This window comes from Sulfitobacter sp. HNIBRBA3233 (genome assembly GCF_040149665.1).
Lineage (GTDB): Bacteria > Pseudomonadota > Alphaproteobacteria > Rhodobacterales > Rhodobacteraceae > Sulfitobacter > Sulfitobacter marinivivus.
The window spans coordinates 1271499-1287531 of record NZ_JBEFLP010000001.1; the positions used below are offsets into that span (position 1 = coordinate 1271499).

At 63.4% G+C, this 16033-nt stretch carries 16 protein-coding genes and 2 tRNA genes; 11 read left to right on the plus strand and 7 right to left on the minus strand.

Annotated features, from left to right (window positions below; all coding sequences use genetic code 11):
• The first annotated feature begins 121 nt into the window (after positions 1-121).
• Positions 122-1267 carry an alpha-hydroxy acid oxidase gene (locus ABMC89_RS06075; RefSeq protein WP_349566242.1) on the plus strand — a complete coding sequence of 382 codons (1146 nt, stop codon included), beginning with the start codon at positions 122-124 and terminating at the stop codon, positions 1265-1267.
• An 8-nt stretch (positions 1268-1275) separates the two neighbouring features.
• Here the strand turns inward: ABMC89_RS06075 and ABMC89_RS06080 are convergent, their stop codons facing one another.
• Complete coding sequence (locus ABMC89_RS06080; protein ID WP_349566244.1) at positions 1276-1821, minus strand: hypothetical protein; 546 nt, start codon at positions 1819-1821, stop codon at positions 1276-1278.
• A 213-nt stretch (positions 1822-2034) separates the two neighbouring features.
• Here ABMC89_RS06080 and ABMC89_RS06085 point away from each other — a divergent pair, with 213 nt between their 5' ends.
• Entirely contained in the window at positions 2035-5475 is a 3441-nt protein-coding gene (locus ABMC89_RS06085) for a pyruvate carboxylase (RefSeq protein WP_349566246.1), read from the plus strand.
• Positions 5476-5750: 275 nt separating this feature from the next.
• Positions 5751-5825, plus strand: a tRNA-Gly gene (locus ABMC89_RS06090).
• A 140-nt stretch (positions 5826-5965) separates the two neighbouring features.
• On the opposite strand, the gene ABMC89_RS06095 is transcribed toward ABMC89_RS06090, so the two are convergent.
• Positions 5966-6304: a hypothetical protein gene (locus ABMC89_RS06095; RefSeq protein ID WP_349566248.1), complete on the minus strand. Its 339-nt coding sequence runs from the start codon at positions 6302-6304 to the stop codon at positions 5966-5968.
• A complete protein-coding gene (locus ABMC89_RS06100; protein ID WP_349566250.1) occupies positions 6304-6543 on the minus strand; it encodes an Lrp/AsnC ligand binding domain-containing protein in 240 nt (79 codons plus the stop codon). Before ABMC89_RS06100 ends, ABMC89_RS06095 begins: the two co-directional genes overlap by 1 nt.
• Before the next feature lie 124 nt (positions 6544-6667).
• On the opposite strand from ABMC89_RS06100, the gene hisB reads away from it, so the two are divergent.
• Complete coding sequence (hisB, locus tag ABMC89_RS06105; RefSeq protein WP_349566253.1) at positions 6668-7255, plus strand: imidazoleglycerol-phosphate dehydratase HisB; 588 nt, start codon at positions 6668-6670, stop codon at positions 7253-7255.
• Entirely contained in the window at positions 7255-7893 is a 639-nt protein-coding gene (gene hisH, locus ABMC89_RS06110) for an imidazole glycerol phosphate synthase subunit HisH (RefSeq protein WP_349566255.1), read from the plus strand. The genes hisB and hisH overlap by 1 nt, the downstream gene beginning before the upstream one ends.
• 59 nt (positions 7894-7952) lie before the next feature.
• Here the strand turns inward: hisH and ABMC89_RS06115 are convergent, their stop codons facing one another.
• A complete protein-coding gene (locus ABMC89_RS06115) occupies positions 7953-8336 on the minus strand; it encodes a DUF2147 domain-containing protein (protein WP_349566257.1) in 384 nt (127 codons plus the stop codon).
• A 133-nt stretch (positions 8337-8469) separates the two neighbouring features.
• Here ABMC89_RS06115 and hisA point away from each other — a divergent pair, with 133 nt between their 5' ends.
• The 3 genes from hisA to ABMC89_RS06130 all read left to right on the plus strand — a co-directional run bounded on the left by hisA (position 8470) and on the right by ABMC89_RS06130 (position 10337).
• The gene (gene hisA / locus ABMC89_RS06120; protein ID WP_349566259.1) at positions 8470-9189 is read left to right on the plus strand and encodes a 1-(5-phosphoribosyl)-5-[(5-phosphoribosylamino)methylideneamino]imidazole-4-carboxamide isomerase; all 720 of its coding nucleotides are present in this window, start codon (positions 8470-8472) and stop codon (positions 9187-9189) included.
• A gap of 84 nt (positions 9190-9273) precedes the next feature.
• Complete coding sequence (gene hisF / locus ABMC89_RS06125) at positions 9274-10035, plus strand: imidazole glycerol phosphate synthase subunit HisF (protein ID WP_349566261.1); 762 nt, start codon at positions 9274-9276, stop codon at positions 10033-10035.
• Positions 10032-10337: a phosphoribosyl-ATP diphosphatase gene (locus tag ABMC89_RS06130; RefSeq protein WP_349566263.1), complete on the plus strand. Its 306-nt coding sequence runs from the start codon at positions 10032-10034 to the stop codon at positions 10335-10337. The genes hisF and ABMC89_RS06130 overlap by 4 nt, the downstream gene beginning before the upstream one ends.
• 89 nt (positions 10338-10426) lie before the next feature.
• Here the strand turns inward: ABMC89_RS06130 and ABMC89_RS06135 are convergent, their stop codons facing one another.
• Positions 10427-10894, minus strand: coding sequence for a CoA-binding protein (locus ABMC89_RS06135; protein WP_349566265.1), 468 nt, complete (start codon positions 10892-10894; stop codon positions 10427-10429).
• 124 nt (positions 10895-11018) lie between these two features.
• Here ABMC89_RS06135 and ABMC89_RS06140 point away from each other — a divergent pair, with 124 nt between their 5' ends.
• Positions 11019-11186, plus strand: coding sequence for a hypothetical protein (locus ABMC89_RS06140; protein ID WP_349566267.1), 168 nt, complete (start codon positions 11019-11021; stop codon positions 11184-11186).
• Between the two features lie 86 nt (positions 11187-11272).
• On the opposite strand, the gene rlmB is transcribed toward ABMC89_RS06140, so the two are convergent.
• Entirely contained in the window at positions 11273-12049 is a 777-nt protein-coding gene (gene rlmB / locus ABMC89_RS06145; RefSeq protein ID WP_349566269.1) for a 23S rRNA (guanosine(2251)-2'-O)-methyltransferase RlmB, read from the minus strand.
• 176 nt (positions 12050-12225) lie between these two features.
• On the opposite strand from rlmB, the gene ABMC89_RS06150 reads away from it, so the two are divergent.
• Positions 12226-12309 (plus strand) — tRNA-Tyr (locus ABMC89_RS06150).
• Positions 12310-12446: 137 nt separating this feature from the next.
• Here the strand turns inward: ABMC89_RS06150 and ABMC89_RS06155 are convergent.
• On the minus strand, positions 12447-14621 hold the full coding sequence (locus ABMC89_RS06155) for a hypothetical protein (protein ID WP_349566271.1): 2175 nt from the start codon (positions 14619-14621) through the stop codon (positions 12447-12449).
• A gap of 375 nt (positions 14622-14996) precedes the next feature.
• On the opposite strand from ABMC89_RS06155, the gene ABMC89_RS06160 reads away from it, so the two are divergent.
• Positions 14997-16001, plus strand: a complete 1005-nt coding sequence (locus tag ABMC89_RS06160; protein WP_349566273.1) for a GT-B fold glycosyltransferase domain-containing protein — start codon at positions 14997-14999, stop codon at positions 15999-16001.
• Positions 16002-16033 lie beyond the last annotated feature (32 nt).

Below are 16033 nucleotides of genomic sequence, written 5' to 3' on the forward strand. Positions count from 1 at the left end.
AATTTGTTCCGGACATCGGCAAGTTACTGGAAAGGATCTGTTTCAGGGCCGCGAAGAGCGCGCGCATCTGCCGGTCACGGGGCAACTGGACAAATCCTGCGGCCCCTGCCCTTATGCGGTCATGGACCTGCACAACCGATATCCCTCCGTCGCCGATCTGCGCAAACGTGCCAAGCGGCGCATTCCGAAATTCGTCTGGGAATACCTCGACAGCGGCACCGGAACCGAATCGACCAAGGCGCTGAACCGCACCGCATTGGACCGCATCGGGATGATGCCGTCGGTTCTGGACGGAGAGTTCACACCGGATCTGTCCACGCGGTTTCTGGGGCGCGACTATCCTGTACCTTTCGGGGTGGCCCCGATCGGGATGTCCGGCCTGATGTGGCCCGATGCCGAAGGCCACCTTGCCCGCGCCGCCGCGCGCGCCAAAATCCCCTACGCGATCTCTACCGTCGCCACCCAGAGCCCCGAGGATGTCGCCCCGCATCTGGGCGAGGCGGCCTGGTTCCAGATGTATCCGCCGCGCGTGCCGGAAGTGCGCCGCGACATGCTCAACCGCGCGCGGGACGCGGGGTTTACGGGACTGATCCTGACCGTCGACGTGCCCGTGGCCTCGCGCCGCGAACGGCAGGTCCGGTCCGGCCTGACCAATCCGCCCCGCCTGACACCGCGTCTGATGGGGCAGGTCGCGCTGCGCCCGGCCTGGGCGTGGCAGACGGCCAAGCGCGGGATGCCGCACATGCGCGGGCTGGATAAATACACAACGGCGGCGACTGCGAACCTGCCGCCGACCGCGCATATGGGGTATATCCTGCGCACCGCTCCGGGCTGGGAATACGTCGACTGGCTGCGCGAGGAGTGGGACGGCGATTTCATGGTCAAGGGCGTGATGCGCCCCGAAGACGCGAGCCGCCTGGACGGCATGGGTGTCGATGCGATCTGGGTGTCGAACCACGCGGGCCGACAGTTCGACGGCGCGCCCGCCGCAATCGATGCTCTGCCCGCGATCCGGGCGGCAACCGACAAACCGCTGATCTTCGACAGCGGGATCGAGGGCGGGCTGGACATCCTGCGCGCCATCGCCCTCGGCGCGGATTTCGTGATGCTGGGTCGCGCGTTCCACTTCGCCCTTGGTGCGCTGGGACCCAAAGGCATCGACCACCTGATCGACATTCTGGCCAAGGACATGGCGTCTAACATGGGCCAGATCGGTGCGCGCGATCTGCGCTCCCTGCCCGAGACGATCCGCCTCGACCGGCTTTGAGAGTGCGCCTATTGCGCCCTGACAGGCAGCGGCGCATCCACGAAACGCAGGCGTGAATCACCCGGCGGGAAGGGTTTTCCGTTCCCGCCCGTGGACGAGACCACAAAGCCGTCAGTCACCCGGAAATAGCGCGCGCATACCTCGCCCCCGAACTGGGAAATAAGAAGACGGGTTGTTTCCTGCAGAAATTCGCCCATTCCCCCTTCGGCGGTCACGCTCTCGATCTCGTCGGGGGCCACGCAGGTCGCGCCGTCCACGATCCGGCCCCTGCTGCGCAGGCTGACACGCTCGATCTGGCCCGACAGGCCGCGCACCGCACCGGTTTCGACCGCGACGATCCGGTTGCCCACGCGCTGCGCCTTCGACAGGGAGGCACAGCTGTTATCCGACGCGCGGTAGTCGATGCAGGCGATTTTCCCCGGATGCTCTGCGAGCATCTGCACCACTCCGACAGGCTCCCCTTTATCGAGGGTCTGCATCTTGAAAGGATCGGGCACGGTGCACCCCGCCACCGCAAGCATCGCAAGACAGGCGGCTATCGTATATTTGTTCATTGCATCACTACCCCGATGTCACCTTTCCCACCAAAAAGGATCGCTGCACCTGCGACAACCTTTTGTTTCACGCCACCCCCAATATCATGCCTGAAAAACGGGTGCGGAAATATCCATTGCGGATCATTCCCGCCCTACCCAGTCTCCCGCATTGCAGCGGGTGCAGCTTAGCGCGTAGTTTGCCTTAACGTCACTTTACCCAAAGGCCCCTCCATGACCGATTTCCGCAAGATCCTGATCGCCAACCGCGGCGAGATTGCCATTCGCATCATGCGCGCAGCCAATGAAATGGGCAAAAAGACGGTCGCGGTTTTTGCCGAAGAGGACAAGCTGGGCCTGCACCGGTTCAAGGCGGACGAAGCGTACCGCATCGGCAAGGATCTGGGACCGGTCGCCGCCTATCTCAGCATTGACGAGATCATCCGCGTGGCCAAGGAATGCGGCGCCGACGCGATCCACCCCGGCTACGGTCTGCTGTCCGAGAACCCCGATTTCGTGGATGCCTGCGCGCAGAACGGCATCACCTTCATCGGGCCCAAGGCCGAAACCATGCGCGCATTGGGCGACAAGGCCAGCGCCCGCCGCGTCGCGATCGAGGCAGGCGTGCCCGTCATCCCCGCCACCGAAGTGCTGGGCGACGATATGGCCGCGATCAAGAAAGAGGCGGCCGAGGTCGGCTATCCGCTGATGCTCAAGGCCAGCTGGGGCGGCGGCGGGCGCGGGATGCGCCCGATCCAGAACGAAGCTGAACTGGAAGAGAAAGTCCGCGAGGGCCGCCGCGAGGCCGAAGCGGCCTTTGGCAACGGCGAGGGATATCTGGAAAAGATGATCCTGCGCGCGCGCCACGTCGAGGTGCAGATCCTCGGCGATACGCACGGCGAAATCTATCACCTTTACGAACGCGACTGCTCTGTCCAGCGCCGCAACCAGAAGGTGGTGGAGCGCGCCCCCGCCCCCTACCTGACCGAAGACCAGCGTGCCGAGATTTGTGAGCTGGGCCGCAAGATCTGCGCCCATGTGAATTACGAATGCGCGGGAACCGTCGAGTTCCTGATGGATATGGAAACGGAACAGTTCTACTTCATCGAGGTGAACCCCCGCGTGCAGGTCGAACACACCGTCACCGAGGAAGTGACCGGCATCGACATCGTGCGCGCCCAGATCCTGATCGCCGAAGGCAAGACGATTGCCGAGGCCACCGGCAAGGCACGGCAGGAGGACATCACCCTGACCGGACACGCGCTGCAAACCCGGATCACGACCGAAGACCCGCAGAACAACTTCATCCCCGACTACGGACGCATCACCGCCTACCGCTCGGCGACCGGCATGGGCATCCGTCTGGACGGCGGCACAGCCTACGCGGGCGGCGTGATCACCCGCTACTACGACAGCCTGCTGACCAAGGTGACCGCCAAAGCCCCCACACCGGAAATGGCGATTGCCCGCATGGACCGCGCCCTGCGCGAATTCCGCATCCGCGGCGTCAGCACCAATATCGCCTTCGTCGAGAACCTGCTGAAGCACCCGACGTTCCTCGACAATACCTATCACACCAAATTCATCGACCAGACGCCGGAGCTTTTCCAGTTCGCCGCGCGGCGTGACCGGGGCACCAAGGTTCTCACCTATATCGCGGACATCTCCGTCAACGGTCACCCCGAGACCAAGGACAAGCCGCTGCCGGCCAAGGCGCATCGCCTGCCGATGCCCCCCGCCCAGCGGGCCGAGCCGATGATGGGCACCCGCAACCTGCTGGAGCAGAAAGGCCCGCAGGCCGTCGCCGACTGGATGAGCCAGCAGCGCCAGCTTCTGATCACCGACACGACCATGCGCGACGGCCACCAGTCGCTGCTGGCAACGCGGATGCGCAGCTTTGACATGATCAATGTGGCCCCTGCCTACTCGGCCAACCTGCCGCAGCTGTTGTCGGTCGAATGTTGGGGCGGCGCGACCTTCGACGTGGCCTACCGCTTCTTGCAGGAATGCCCGTGGCAGCGCCTGCGCGACCTGCGCGAACGCATGCCCAATATCATGACGCAGATGTTGCTGCGGGGCTCAAACGGCGTCGGCTACACCAATTACCCGGACAATGTGGTGCAGCACTTCGTGAAGACCGCCGCCGACACCGGCGTCGATGTGTTCCGCGTCTTCGACAGCCTCAACTGGGTCGAGAACATGCGCGTCGCGATGGATGCGGTGCTCGACAGCGGCAAGGTCTGCGAAGGGACGATTTGCTATACCGGCGACATCTTCGACCCCGACCGCGCGAAATACGATCTGAAGTACTACGTCAAGATGGGCAAGGATCTGCGCGACGCCGGGGCGCATGTACTGGGCCTCAAGGATATGGCGGGTCTGCTGAAGCCCGCACAGGCACGACAGCTGGTTCGGGCGCTGAAATCCGAAGTCGGGCTGCCGATCCACTTTCACACCCACGACACGGCGGGGATCGCCTGTGCGACGATCCTTGCGGCCAGTGAGGCAGGCGTCGACGCTGTCGACTGTGCCATGGACGCGCTGTCCGGCAACACCTCGCAGGCCACTCTCGGTTCCGTGGTCGAGGCACTGCGCCACACCGACCGCGACACCGGTCTGGACATGCGCGCCGTGCGCGAGATTTCCGACTACTGGGAAGAGGTGCGCAACCAGTACCGCGCCTTCGAGACCGGCATGCAGGCGCCCTCCTCCGAGGTCTATCTGCACGAGATGCCCGGCGGGCAGTTCACCAACCTCAAGGCGCAGGCCGCGTCATTGGGGCTGGAGGAACGCTGGCCCGAGGTCGCGCGCACCTACCACGACGTGAACCTGATGTTCGGCGATATCGTGAAGGTCACGCCTTCGTCGAAAGTGGTGGGCGACATGGCCCTGATGATGGTCAGCCAGGGCCTCACGCGCGCGCAGGTCGAGGATCCCGCAACCGACGTCAGCTTTCCCGACAGCGTCATCGACATGATGCGCGGCAATCTCGGCCAACCCCCTGGCGGCTTTCCCGACGGTATCGTCAAGAAAGTGCTGAAGACCGAGACGCCCAATGTCGAACGCCCCGGCAAGCACCTCGCCCCGGTCGACCTTGAAGCGACCCGCAAGGAGCTTTCGGACAAGCTCGACGGTGCCAAGATCGATGACGAGGATCTGGCGGGCTACCTGATGTATCCGAAGGTCTACATCGATTATATGGCACGCCACGAGACCTACGGGCCCGTGCGTACCCTGCCCACGCCCGTCTTCTTCTACGGAATGGAACCGGGCGAAGAAATCTCGACCGAGATCGACCCCGGCAAGACGCTGGAAATCCGGCTTCAGGCGGTGGGCGAGACCAACGAAGACGGTGAGGTGAAGGTGTTCTTCGAACTCAACGGACAGCCGCGCGTGATCCGGGTTCCCAACCGCATGGTCAAGGCAACGACCCAGTCGCGGCCCAAGGCGGAGGTCGGCAATACCGATCACGTCGGCGCCCCGATGCCCGGCGTTGTCGCAACCGTCGCGGTCAGCGCGGGCCAGAAGGTGAAACAGGGCGATCTGCTGCTGACCATCGAGGCGATGAAGATGGAAACCGGCCTGCACGCCGAACGCGACGCGACGGTCAAGGCGGTCCATATCACCCCCGGTGCCCAGATCGACGCAAAGGATCTGCTGGTCGAGCTTGAGTAACCCCGCCGCCGGACGCCACGCGCCCATCTGCAACGCACAACGAAGCACTCCGCGGCCACTCTGGCCGCGGTTGGCGCGGCACCCTTTTTCGCGCCAAGCCGCCAGGCGGCCTATCGCTTTCTCGGACTGCGAAAAGCCCCCGATCCCTGCTCCGACACCGGTGGCGATGGTCCAACATCCGCTCCGCGCGCTATCGGCGAAAAATTTTGCCGGCTTTGCGAAATTCCCTCTTGCGGCCTCCGGTCGTGGCAGCTAAATCAGCCCCACTAACGGATGCGGGCGTAGCTCAGGGGTAGAGCATAACCTTGCCAAGGTTAGGGTCGGGCGTTCGAATCGCCTCGCCCGCTCCAGTTAGAAACCGGGACCCCACCGGTTTACCGCAAGGCCGCCTTCGGGCGGCCTTTCGCGTCTCCGGGGGCCGCGTGATCAGAGCGAGGACTCGGGCGCACGCGCCGCGCCCGCCCCTGCCGGACTGGACTGCATCGGAATTTCAGTTGATCGGAAAGCGCTTCAGACAGCCCGGCGCGTTGCGCTGGTAGTCTTCGAGCGTGGCGTCCACGTCGCGCCGGTCGCGCATGATTTCCATCGCGCGCTTTTTCTCGGGCCAGCTTCCGGAGACATGGCGTTCGAGAATCAGGATACTGATCCCCACGAGGATGTCTTTCTCCTCGCTGGTCATCAGCCCCGCCCGCCCCAGCGTCACCCCCGTCAGCGCCATCATGTTCGCACAGCGCAGGGCCGCGGCCTCGGACCCCTCGTAGACGCGCTGCGGGGCCGCGAGAGCGGGAAAGCCCAGCACCGCGCAAACTGCGAGCGTCACAAGCCGCATCAAAAGACCTTGAACGTCATGGTCGTCAGCGAGCGTTCGATGCCTTCGATATCGAGCAGATTGTCGTTGATATAAACGCCCACGTCCTCACCCTTGGGGATATAGACCTTCATCAGAAGGTCGAAATCGCCCGATGTGGAATAGAGTTCGGAATGGATTTCACGCAGGGCGATCGCCTCGGCAACGCGGTAGGTCGAACCGGGACGGCAGCGGATCTGGATAAAGACGCAAGTGGACATGTCAAAGCTCCGGCGGATGATACCGCCACGCTGTCACGAAGGCCGCCGCGCCGCAACCCAAAGCGGCTCTTGGCCCGCATGGCTGCGATGGTATAAGAGCGCCGAGACACAAAGGAAAATCGCCATGCGCAGCGCCAGCATCACCCGCAAGACCGCGGAAACGGACATCAGCGTCGATATCAATCTCGACGGCAGCGGCACCTACGACAACCGCACCGGCGTCGGCTTCTTCGACCACATGCTCGACCAGCTGTCGCGGCACGCGCTGATCGACATGACCGTGCGCTGCGAGGGCGATTTGCACATCGACGACCACCACACCGTCGAGGATGTCGGCATCGCTCTCGGACAGGCGCTGAGCGAGGCGGTCGGCGACAAGCGCGGCATCACCCGCTACGGCAGCTGTCTGCTGCCCATGGACGACGCGCTGGTGCGCGCGGCGCTCGATCTGTCGGGCCGGCCCTTTCTGGTGTGGAACGTCGATCTGCCCACGGCCAAGATCGGCAGTTTCGACACGGAACTCGTGCGCGAGTTCTTTCAGGCGTTTTCGACCCACGGGGGCATCACCCTGCACGTTGACCAGCTTCACGGTCTGAACAGCCACCACATTGCCGAGGCCGCGTTCAAGGCGGTGGCGCGGGCACTGCGCGACGCGCTGGAAAGCGATCCGCGCAAGTCGGATGCGATCCCCTCGACCAAGGGCAGCCTCTGATGCTTACGGCGATCATCGATTACGAAAGCGGCAACCTGCATTCCGCCCACAAGGCATTCGAACGCATGGCGCGCGAAGTGGATGCAGGCGAGGTTGTCGTGACATCCGACGCCGATGTTGTCGCCTCAGCCGACCGTATCGTATTGCCCGGCGACGGGGCGTTTCCGGCCTGCATGGCCGCGCTTAAAGGCACCGGAGGGCTCTTCGAGGCGATGACCGATGCGGTCGAAAACCACGGCCGCCCGTTTCTGGGCATCTGCGTCGGGATGCAGCTGATGGCCAGCATCGGGCGCGAATACGAAGATACGGAGGGCCTCGACTGGATCGCGGGCGAGGTGACGCGCATCACCCCTGCCGATGCGTCACTGAAAGTGCCGCATATGGGGTGGAACGATCTTATCATCGATGCGCCGCACCCGGTTTTCGACGGGATTGCCACGGGCGATCATACCTATTTCGTGCACAGCTATCACATGGCCGTCGAAAAACCGGCGGAACGTCTGGCCCATGTGGATTACGCCAGCGACGTCACGGCGGTGATCGGTCGCGCCAACATGATCGGGATGCAGTTCCACCCCGAGAAAAGCCAGACAACCGGCCTGCGGATGATCGCGAACTTTTTGCGCTGGCGCCCCTGAACGCTGCGGGCGCGGAACATCCCTGCCCCGCGCCCGCTTTCGTCCTGCCGCAGCCGGATCTACTTCACCCGGCTCCAGGTCTGTTTCTTGCAGATCGGCCCGATGCAGCCTGAAACGGCAAGCGTGTTGCCAGACAGGCTCATCTTCGACTTGTAGGTCTTGCCGGTCGACGGCTGCCAGATCTTGCCGCTCTTGTAGTCGCCCCCGCCGGCGGGCTGCATGTCCCAGACCAGCTGCTTGCCGATGTTCTCGGACTTGTATTCCCCCGAACTGTTGAAGGTGCGCGCAATCACCCCGCAGATCGATGCACCGCAGGGGCTCATCTTGACGTGGGCATAGGCGCCATCGTCCACTTCGGTCTTCCAGATGCCTTCCGCCGGATCGGCCCAGGCCGCGCCTGCCAGACCCAGCGCCAGCGCCGCGGGAACCATTACTCGTTTCATAGGTTTCCTCCCTCTTCTCGAGGCCAAGCATGATACAGACCTGCGCGTTCTGGCAAGCATGACGTGACGGCGCGTTGCGCCCGCGCCGAAACCGTGCAAAACCCCGGTCATTCAACTGTCCAAGGGCTGCGCCATGATCCTCTTCCCCGCAATCGACCTGAAGGACGGACAAGCCGTCCGCCTTGTACACGGCGATATGGACCGCTCGACCGTCTTCAACGACGATCCCGCGGCTCAGGCCCAGACATTCGTGGATGCGGGATGCACGTGGTTGCATCTGGTCGACCTCAACGGCGCCTTCGCCGGAGAGCCGGTGAACGCCGCCCCGGTCGAAGCAATTCTGAAGCGCTGCAAGGTCCCCGCCCAGCTCGGCGGCGGCATCCGCGACATGGCGACGATCGAACGCTGGCTCGACCGCGGCCTCGCGCGCGTCATCCTCGGGACCGTCGCCGTGGAAAATCCCGCGCTGGTGCGCGAGGCCGCCCGCGCCTTTCCCGGCAAGGTCGCCGTCGGCATCGACGCCCGCGAGGGCCGTGTCGCAACCAAGGGATGGGCCGAGGAAACCGACGTCATCGCCACCGACCTCGCAAGGTCTTTCGAGGACGCGGGCGTGGCCGCGATCATCTATACCGACATCCTGCGCGATGGCGCGATGGGCGGGCCGAACATCGATGCCACCGCCGATCTCGCGCGTGCTGTATCGATTCCCGTCATCGCCTCGGGCGGTGTCTCCTCTCTGGACGATCTCAAGGCCCTCGATGCCACCGGCGTGATTGCTGGCGCGATTTCGGGCCGCGCCCTCTATGACGGGGCCATCGATCTGCGCGAGGCACTGGCTGCATTGCGCGACTGAATCTCCATTTTGCCCCTAAACTCATGCGGGCCTCGGCCCGCTCCCCCGCTTGCCCCGCGCCGCCTGTCCCACTAGAAGAACGCCATGCTCAAAACCCGTATCATCCCCTGTCTCGATGTTGCCGACGGCCGTGTCGTCAAAGGCGTGAACTTTGTCGGACTGCGCGATGCGGGGGATCCGGTCGATGCCGCGATTGCCTACGACGCCGCCGGCGCGGACGAGCTGTGCTTTCTGGATATCCACGCCACCCATGAAAATCGCGGCACCATGTTCGATCTCGTGCGGCGCACCGCCGAGCATTGCTATATTCCGCTGACCGTGGGCGGCGGCGTGCGCACCGCTGCAGATGTGCGTGCCCTGCTGCTGGCCGGCGCCGACAAGGTCAGCTTCAACTCCGCCGCCGTGGCCAACCCCGATGTGGTGGCGCAGGCGGCAGACCAGTTCGGCAGCCAGTGCATCGTTGCCGCCATCGACGCGAAAACCGTGGCCCCCGGCCGCTGGGAAATTTTCACCCACGGCGGGCGCAAACCCACGGGCATCGATGCGGTCGAATTCGCCTGCACCATGATGGAGCGTGGCGCGGGCGAGATCCTGTTGACCTCGATGGACCGCGACGGCACGAAATCGGGCTTCAACCTCGGCCTGACCCGCGCGATCTCGGACGCGGTCTCGGTCCCGGTGATCGCATCGGGCGGTGTCGGCACGCTTGACCATCTTGTTGAGGGCGTGACCGAAGGCGGCGCCTCTGCCGTGCTGGCCGCGTCGATCTTCCACTTCGGCGAATTCACCATACAGGAGGCCAAGCAGCACATGGCCGCCGCAGGCATCCCCATGAGGCTCGCATGACGCTCGACGATTTGTACGATACGATCCTCTCCCGCAAGGATGCCGCCCCCGACAGCAGCTGGACCGCACAGTTGTTGGCCAAGGGCCCCGAAAAATGCGCCGAGAAATTCGGCGAGGAAGCCATCGAGGCGATCATCGAGGCGGTGCGCGACGACAAGCCCGCGCTGACCTCGGAAGCTGCCGATGTGCTCTATCATCTGCTGGTGATGCTGGCCGCGCGTGATGTGCCGCTGTCTGACGTGCTGGCCGAACTCGCCCGCCGCCAGTCACAATCGGGCCTTGCGGAAAAAGCGTCGCGCTAGGCTCCTCTTCTGCAGGCTATAATCGCCGGGGTGCCTGTGCCCCGGCAGGAACGCACTTTGCCCCCTGCCGCTGCGCCAAGGCGTTGACGCTAGAGCTTGCTTGATATCACGCCCGTCGCGAAACCGCCCATGCGCAACTCGCCGAACAGGCGCTGGTATTCGATTTTCGGACAGCGGTTCTGGATCACGTCGATCCCCTTGGCTTCTGCCTGCGCTGCGGCTTCGTCATGGCTCACGCCGATCTGCATCCATATCGTTTTCAGATCAGGCAGGACCTCCAGCGCACGCTCGACAATGGGCGGCACCGCGTCGGAGCGGCGGAAGATATCGACCATATCGACCGGCCCTTCGATCTGGTCCAGATCGGCCACCACAGTCGCGCCGAAAAGCGTCTCGCCCGCGATACCGGGATTGACCGGCACCACGTCGAATCCCTTGAGCTTGAGATACCGCGCCACGTAATAGCTGGGCCGGACAGGGTTTTGCGACACGCCGACCACCGCGATCCGTTTGGTGCGGTTCAAGATCTGTTTGAGATAGGCGTCTGAATACTGCATGGGAAGGAATCTACAGTCTTGGGCTGCCTTGGCAATCCACCGATTTCCCCGCTCGGACCAGCGTGCGGATCAGTCGAAAATATCCTCAACGATATCAAACGCTTCCGATGCGATCTTTTTCCAGATGCTTTTGCGCTTTTTTTGCCGCTTCGGCGGGCTGTGCCTGGCCTCGGGCAAGGACCGCAGCCGCGCGGGGGTCTGGTGGCTGACAGCACGGGGCGCTTGGGTCTCGCGCGGGATCGCCTTCATCTGCCGCAGGGGCGCGCCGCAGCTGCCGCAAGTCAGCGTGTGATGCCCGCGATCCAGCTTGAGCACCGACCGCGTGCCACAGTGGCAGCAGGTCGCGATTTTCGTGGACTGTTGAATAAGACTGCTCCGTCAGCGATGCGCCCGGGATGCATATAGGGCGATGGCGGCCGCATTTGAAACGTTGAGCGATCCGAAACTGCCGCCTGCGTCAATCCGCACCAGCTGGTCGACGGTCTCGCGGGTCTTTTCGCGCAGGCCCGGCCCTTCGGCCCCCAGAACCAGTGCGACAGCACGGTCGCGCCGGCCCTCCAGCGCGGTTTCGATCGTCTGTTCGGCCTCCCCGTCCAGACCCAGCACCAGATATCCCATGTCCTGAAGGCTGCGGATACCTTCGGCCAGATTGCGGATGCGCAGATAGGGCTGACGTTCCAGCGCACCCGAGGCTGTCTTGGCCAGCGCCCCCGTTTCGGGGGCCGAGTGGTGCTTGGTGCCGATCACGGCCGACGCCCCCATCACCTCTGCCGAGCGCAGGATCGCACCGACGTTGTGAGGGTCCGTCACACGGTCCAGCATGACGACACGGGGGGCCGCGTCCCCGATGCACACGTCTTCAAGCCGCCCCCAGTCCAGCGGCTTGACCTCGAGCACGGCGCCCTGATGCACGGACCCCTGATCGATCGGCGGGCGAAACTTGCGCGGGTCGACGACTTCGGGCTCGATCCCGGCGGCCGCGATCGCATCTTCCAGCTTGGCCTGCGCATTCGGCGTCACCATGAGGTGCAGCTTTTCGCGTGCCGGATTCGACAAGGCGTCGCGCACAGCATGCAGACCGAATAGCCACAGCGTCTCGCGCGCGTCGGCTTTGCGCGCCTGCTCCTTCTCGACGACCCATTTTGGCTTTTTCATCTTCCGGCCTCGCATCTTTCGTATCTCGCCCGTCTATCCCGCCGCGCGGAACAAGCCAAGGGGAACGCTGTTTCGCCGCCGTTGCGCAGCCGCGAAACAGCCGTGCGAAACCACGGTGAAATCAGCGGATTTAGGTGTTGACGCCCTCTGGCCCCGCAGGTAATCAACGCGCCAGTGGGCGACAGGCCGCAAGGTGTGGCAGGGGACTGTAACTCCCTCGCGGAGACGCACGCCTGGTTCGATTCCAGGGTCGCCCACCACTTTCACTCCAGTTCAGACCCAATTGACGGCGCACCAGCCCCCCGGCAAAGGTATCTGCCTCGCGACCGGTCCCGACACGCGAAAATCCCCACCCGTCGTGCGGATGGGGGCGTGATTTTCTTCGCTGAGAGACGCCTCAGACGGCCAGTTCGTCCAGCACTTCTTCGCCGGCGGCATCGAGATCCTTCAGCTGGTCGTCGTCGATCGGCTGAAGCAGGGGAATGCCGGCAAGGTATTCGACATCGTACTGGCCTTTGCAGTCATCCTCTTCGACCGGGACACCTTCACAGGCGGTGACCTCGATATTGTCGATATAGATGTCTTCGTTGCTCGCAGAGATGTCCGAAACGAACCGAAATGTCACATCGCCCTTCGCCTCGTCCAGCACGCCACCGGTGTATTCCAGCGATGTGTAATGGCCTTCGATGGTGTTGCCGGTTTCGGAGCCGACCAGCTTGGTGCCGGCATCGTTCACGCGGAACTCGTCGAGCAGCGTCCATTCCCCGTCGCCCAGCTGCACTTCCAGCCGCAGGCTATCGGCCATCGAGCCGCTGTTTTCGAAGTTACCGGCACAGCCGACCATCGCATCGAAGGAGATGGAGGTCGGGCCTTCGCTCTGGATCGTCTCGAGTTGCAGCGTCCCGTCACGGCATCCATCCGTGTTGAGGTCACCGTACCATGTATCCACCGCCCATTGGTCGCTGCTGGCAATGGCATCGCTGTCTGTCGGCGCGTGGATACCGTCGAAGCTTTCGGACAGGACGACCTTCGGATCGCTGCACAGATCGTCGCCGGTAACGGTCTCTTCGCAGGCGGTGATTTCGACGTTGTCGATCTTCATCCATTCGTCCGATGCGGTCAGATCGGACACGAAACGGAACTGGACGCTTTCCTGGGCGGTGTCGAGGATTCCGCCCTCGTAGGTCACCTGACCGGGATGGTTGCCGAAGGACTGGCCGGTTTCGGAGCCCACGATCGCGGTGCCCGCATCGTTGACCTGAAACTCGTCGAGCAGTACCCATTCGCCGCCGTCGAGGCTGACTTCGACGCGCAGGCTGTCTTCGCCCCAGCCGGAGTTCTCGAACAGGCGGGTGTCATGGACGTTGGCATCGAACGTCAGTGTCGCGGCCCCGTCGGTGGGCACTGCCTTCAGTTCCAGCACGCCTTCGTTGTGGCTGTTGGTGACCAGCTTGCCCCATGCCGCGGCCCAGTTTGTCTGGCCTTCGACCAGTTCGGACTGCTCGGGTTCGTAGAGGCCGTCGAAATCGTCGGAAACGGACGTTTCGACGCAGACCACATTGGTGCCGCCCTCCACTTCCTCGGAGGCGGTGACAGAGAGGTTGTCGATCTTGATCCATTCGTCGGATGCCGTCACATCGGACACGAAGCGGAACTGAACGTCGGATTCCGCCGTGTCCAGAATGCCGCCCGAATAGGTGATGCCACCCGGCGTATTGCCGAAGGACTGGCCGGTTTCGGACCCTACGATCGCGGTGCCCGCATCGTTGACCTGGAATTCGTCGAGCAGAACCCAACCGGTGCCGTCGATGTTCACTTCGACGCGCAGGCTGTCTTCGCCCCAGCCCGAATTCTCGAACAGATGCGTGTCGTGGACATTGGCGTCAAAGCTCAGGGTGACGGGACCGTCCGTCGGCACGGTCTTCAGCGCCAGCACACCTTCGTTGTAGCTGTTGGTGACAAGCTTGTCCCACGCCACGGCCCAGTTCGTGGGCCCGTCGATGGCGGCGGATTGCTCGGGCTCGTGAATGTCGTCGAAGTTTTCGAACAGGACTTCCTTGCTGACAAGTACGGGATCACCGCCGTCCGGCCCGCCCGCGCCGCCGGTTGTCAGAACCTGACCGTTGCCACCGTCGCTGTCGACCACCACCGCAAAGCTGTCGGCGTCGAGATCGGCAATCGTCATGGGACCGTTATCGGAGAACAGGGTAAAGCTGGCCTGGTTCACCACACCTTCGGTCGTGTCGGCAACCGTACCGAACTGGAGGCCGACATCGTACTGGTCTGCGACCTGCGCCCCGTTCGACAGCGTATCCACGGCGTCGACCGCCGCCTGAATGCCCGTCACCGGCGCAAAGATCGAGCCTGCGTTGGCGTCGGGAAAGAAGTTCAGGCTGTCCAGCGTGCTGTCGTCGGACAGGTTGAAGAAGACGCCGTCTACATCAAGCACATCCACAGCAGGATCGGCCGGACCGACAACCACGAAGAGCGTGCCGGTTCCTGTTTCGGTGATCGTGACCTTCGCCTGAGGATCACACCCGAGAATGAATGAAATGGATGGTTTTTCGGTCATTGTTCGCGTCCCAATAGAGAAATGGTTTTGCAATCCATACGCCGACAAGCACGACCCAGCCGAGAGAAAATCGCAATTGCGCCACAATACGGACACAATCGCGCGGCTCCCGCCCCAATTGGACAGGATTTTTACGAATTGGATTTTCCAGACAGGAAACAATTCGCGATAAATTAACCAATTGTTCTCCGCTTTATTCCAACCCATTCCGGGCCCGAACGAATCACGCAAGCGCGATCACGCAGGGGTTAGGACGGTCTTCGCCAGTGCCTTTGCCGATGGCTTTCGAAATGCGTTCTTTCAAAACCAAAGCCGCCCTTTATACTGCCGGGAAAAAATTCAGCGGGCGCAGTGCTGAAGCGCATGAGGAAGAGTATGGCACCCAGATCGGCGGCAGAACGATCCTTCAACGTGGTGGTTGTCGGACAGCACGGACGCCTGGCCTATGAGGCGCTGATATTCGTGGCGAGCCTGCGGGCGATGTCCCCCGATTTCGAGGGCCGCATCCTGATCGCGGAACCGCAGGAGGGACCGCTGTGGCCCAAGGATCCGACCATTCGCGCAGAGGACGTGCGCGAGACGCTGATCGCGCTCGGCGCCGAATTCGTCCCCTTCGAGGCGCGCCATTTTGGGGCGAAATACCCCTACGGCAACAAGATAGAAATGCTGCTGGCCCTGCCCGAGGGGGAGCCCTTCGTCTTTTTCGATACCGATACGCTGATTACCGGCGATCTCGCGGCGGTGCCCTTCGATTTCGACCGTCCCACCGCGTCGCTGCGGCGCGAAGGGACGTGGCCCGAGCCGCAGCTTTACGGACCCGGGTACACGGGCCTTTGGAAATCGCTCTACGACAAGTTCGGTCTCGATTTCGAAAGCTCGCTGGACCTGTCGCAGCCCGACGAATACTGGCGGCGGTATCTCTATTTCAACGCGGGCTTTTTCTTCTACCGCTGCCCCCGCGTCTTCGGGCAGCGGTTCCTGGAATACGCGCTTGCGATCCGCAACGCCCCGCCGGTCGAACTCTGCGCCCAGAGCTTTGATCCTTGGCTCGACCAGATCGCACTGCCGCTGGTCATCCACAGTCTGGGTGGCGGGCGCGATACCCTCCCCGAGGGTCTGATCGACGGGTCGGTCAGCTGCCACTACCGGATGCTGCCGCTGCTCTACGCCCGCGAGAGCGACCGCACCGTCGAGGTTCTGGAAGCGGTCACAGCCCCCAACAAGTTCAAGAAGGTCCTCAAGGGCTACGACCCGATCAAGCGGATGATCTATCAGGGGCGCGGCCAGAAGGCGCGCGCGCTGTTCGACCGCGAGAACCTGCCGCGCAAGGAACAGGCGATCCGCAACCGCCTGAAGTCCAACGGTTATTGGATGCGCTAGGCGCAACCGCCGGTCAAGGCGGCCCGCGCGCG

Excerpts from the sequence above, each read along its gene's own strand:
- ABMC89_RS06095 (WP_349566248.1), bottom strand. The coding sequence starts at position 6,304 with ATGCGGCTTGTGACGCTCGCAGTTTGCGCGGTGCTGGGCTTTCCCGCT.
- rlmB (WP_349566269.1), bottom strand. The coding sequence starts at position 12,049 with ATGAAAAAGCCAAAATGGGTCGTCGAGAAGGAGCAGGCGCGCAAAGCC.
- ABMC89_RS06085 (WP_349566246.1), top strand. The coding sequence starts at position 2,035 with ATGACCGATTTCCGCAAGATCCTGATCGCCAACCGCGGCGAGATTGCC.
- ABMC89_RS06160 (WP_349566273.1), top strand. The coding sequence starts at position 14,997 with ATGGCACCCAGATCGGCGGCAGAACGATCCTTCAACGTGGTGGTTGTC.
- hisF (WP_349566261.1), top strand. The coding sequence starts at position 9,274 with ATGCTCAAAACCCGTATCATCCCCTGTCTCGATGTTGCCGACGGCCGT.
- ABMC89_RS06080 (WP_349566244.1), bottom strand. The coding sequence starts at position 1,821 with ATGAACAAATATACGATAGCCGCCTGTCTTGCGATGCTTGCGGTGGCG.
- hisB (WP_349566253.1), top strand. The coding sequence starts at position 6,668 with ATGCGCAGCGCCAGCATCACCCGCAAGACCGCGGAAACGGACATCAGC.
- ABMC89_RS06155 (WP_349566271.1), bottom strand. The coding sequence starts at position 14,621 with ATGACCGAAAAACCATCCATTTCATTCATTCTCGGGTGTGATCCTCAG.
- hisH (WP_349566255.1), top strand. The coding sequence starts at position 7,255 with ATGCTTACGGCGATCATCGATTACGAAAGCGGCAACCTGCATTCCGCC.
- ABMC89_RS06100 (WP_349566250.1), bottom strand. The coding sequence starts at position 6,543 with ATGTCCACTTGCGTCTTTATCCAGATCCGCTGCCGTCCCGGTTCGACC.
- ABMC89_RS06075 (WP_349566242.1), top strand. The coding sequence starts at position 122 with ATGGACCTGCACAACCGATATCCCTCCGTCGCCGATCTGCGCAAACGT.
- hisA (WP_349566259.1), top strand. The coding sequence starts at position 8,470 with ATGATCCTCTTCCCCGCAATCGACCTGAAGGACGGACAAGCCGTCCGC.
- ABMC89_RS06115 (WP_349566257.1), bottom strand. The coding sequence starts at position 8,336 with ATGAAACGAGTAATGGTTCCCGCGGCGCTGGCGCTGGGTCTGGCAGGC.
- ABMC89_RS06130 (WP_349566263.1), top strand. The coding sequence starts at position 10,032 with ATGACGCTCGACGATTTGTACGATACGATCCTCTCCCGCAAGGATGCC.
- ABMC89_RS06135 (WP_349566265.1), bottom strand. The coding sequence starts at position 10,894 with ATGCAGTATTCAGACGCCTATCTCAAACAGATCTTGAACCGCACCAAA.
- ABMC89_RS06140 (WP_349566267.1), top strand. The coding sequence starts at position 11,019 with ATGCTTTTGCGCTTTTTTTGCCGCTTCGGCGGGCTGTGCCTGGCCTCG.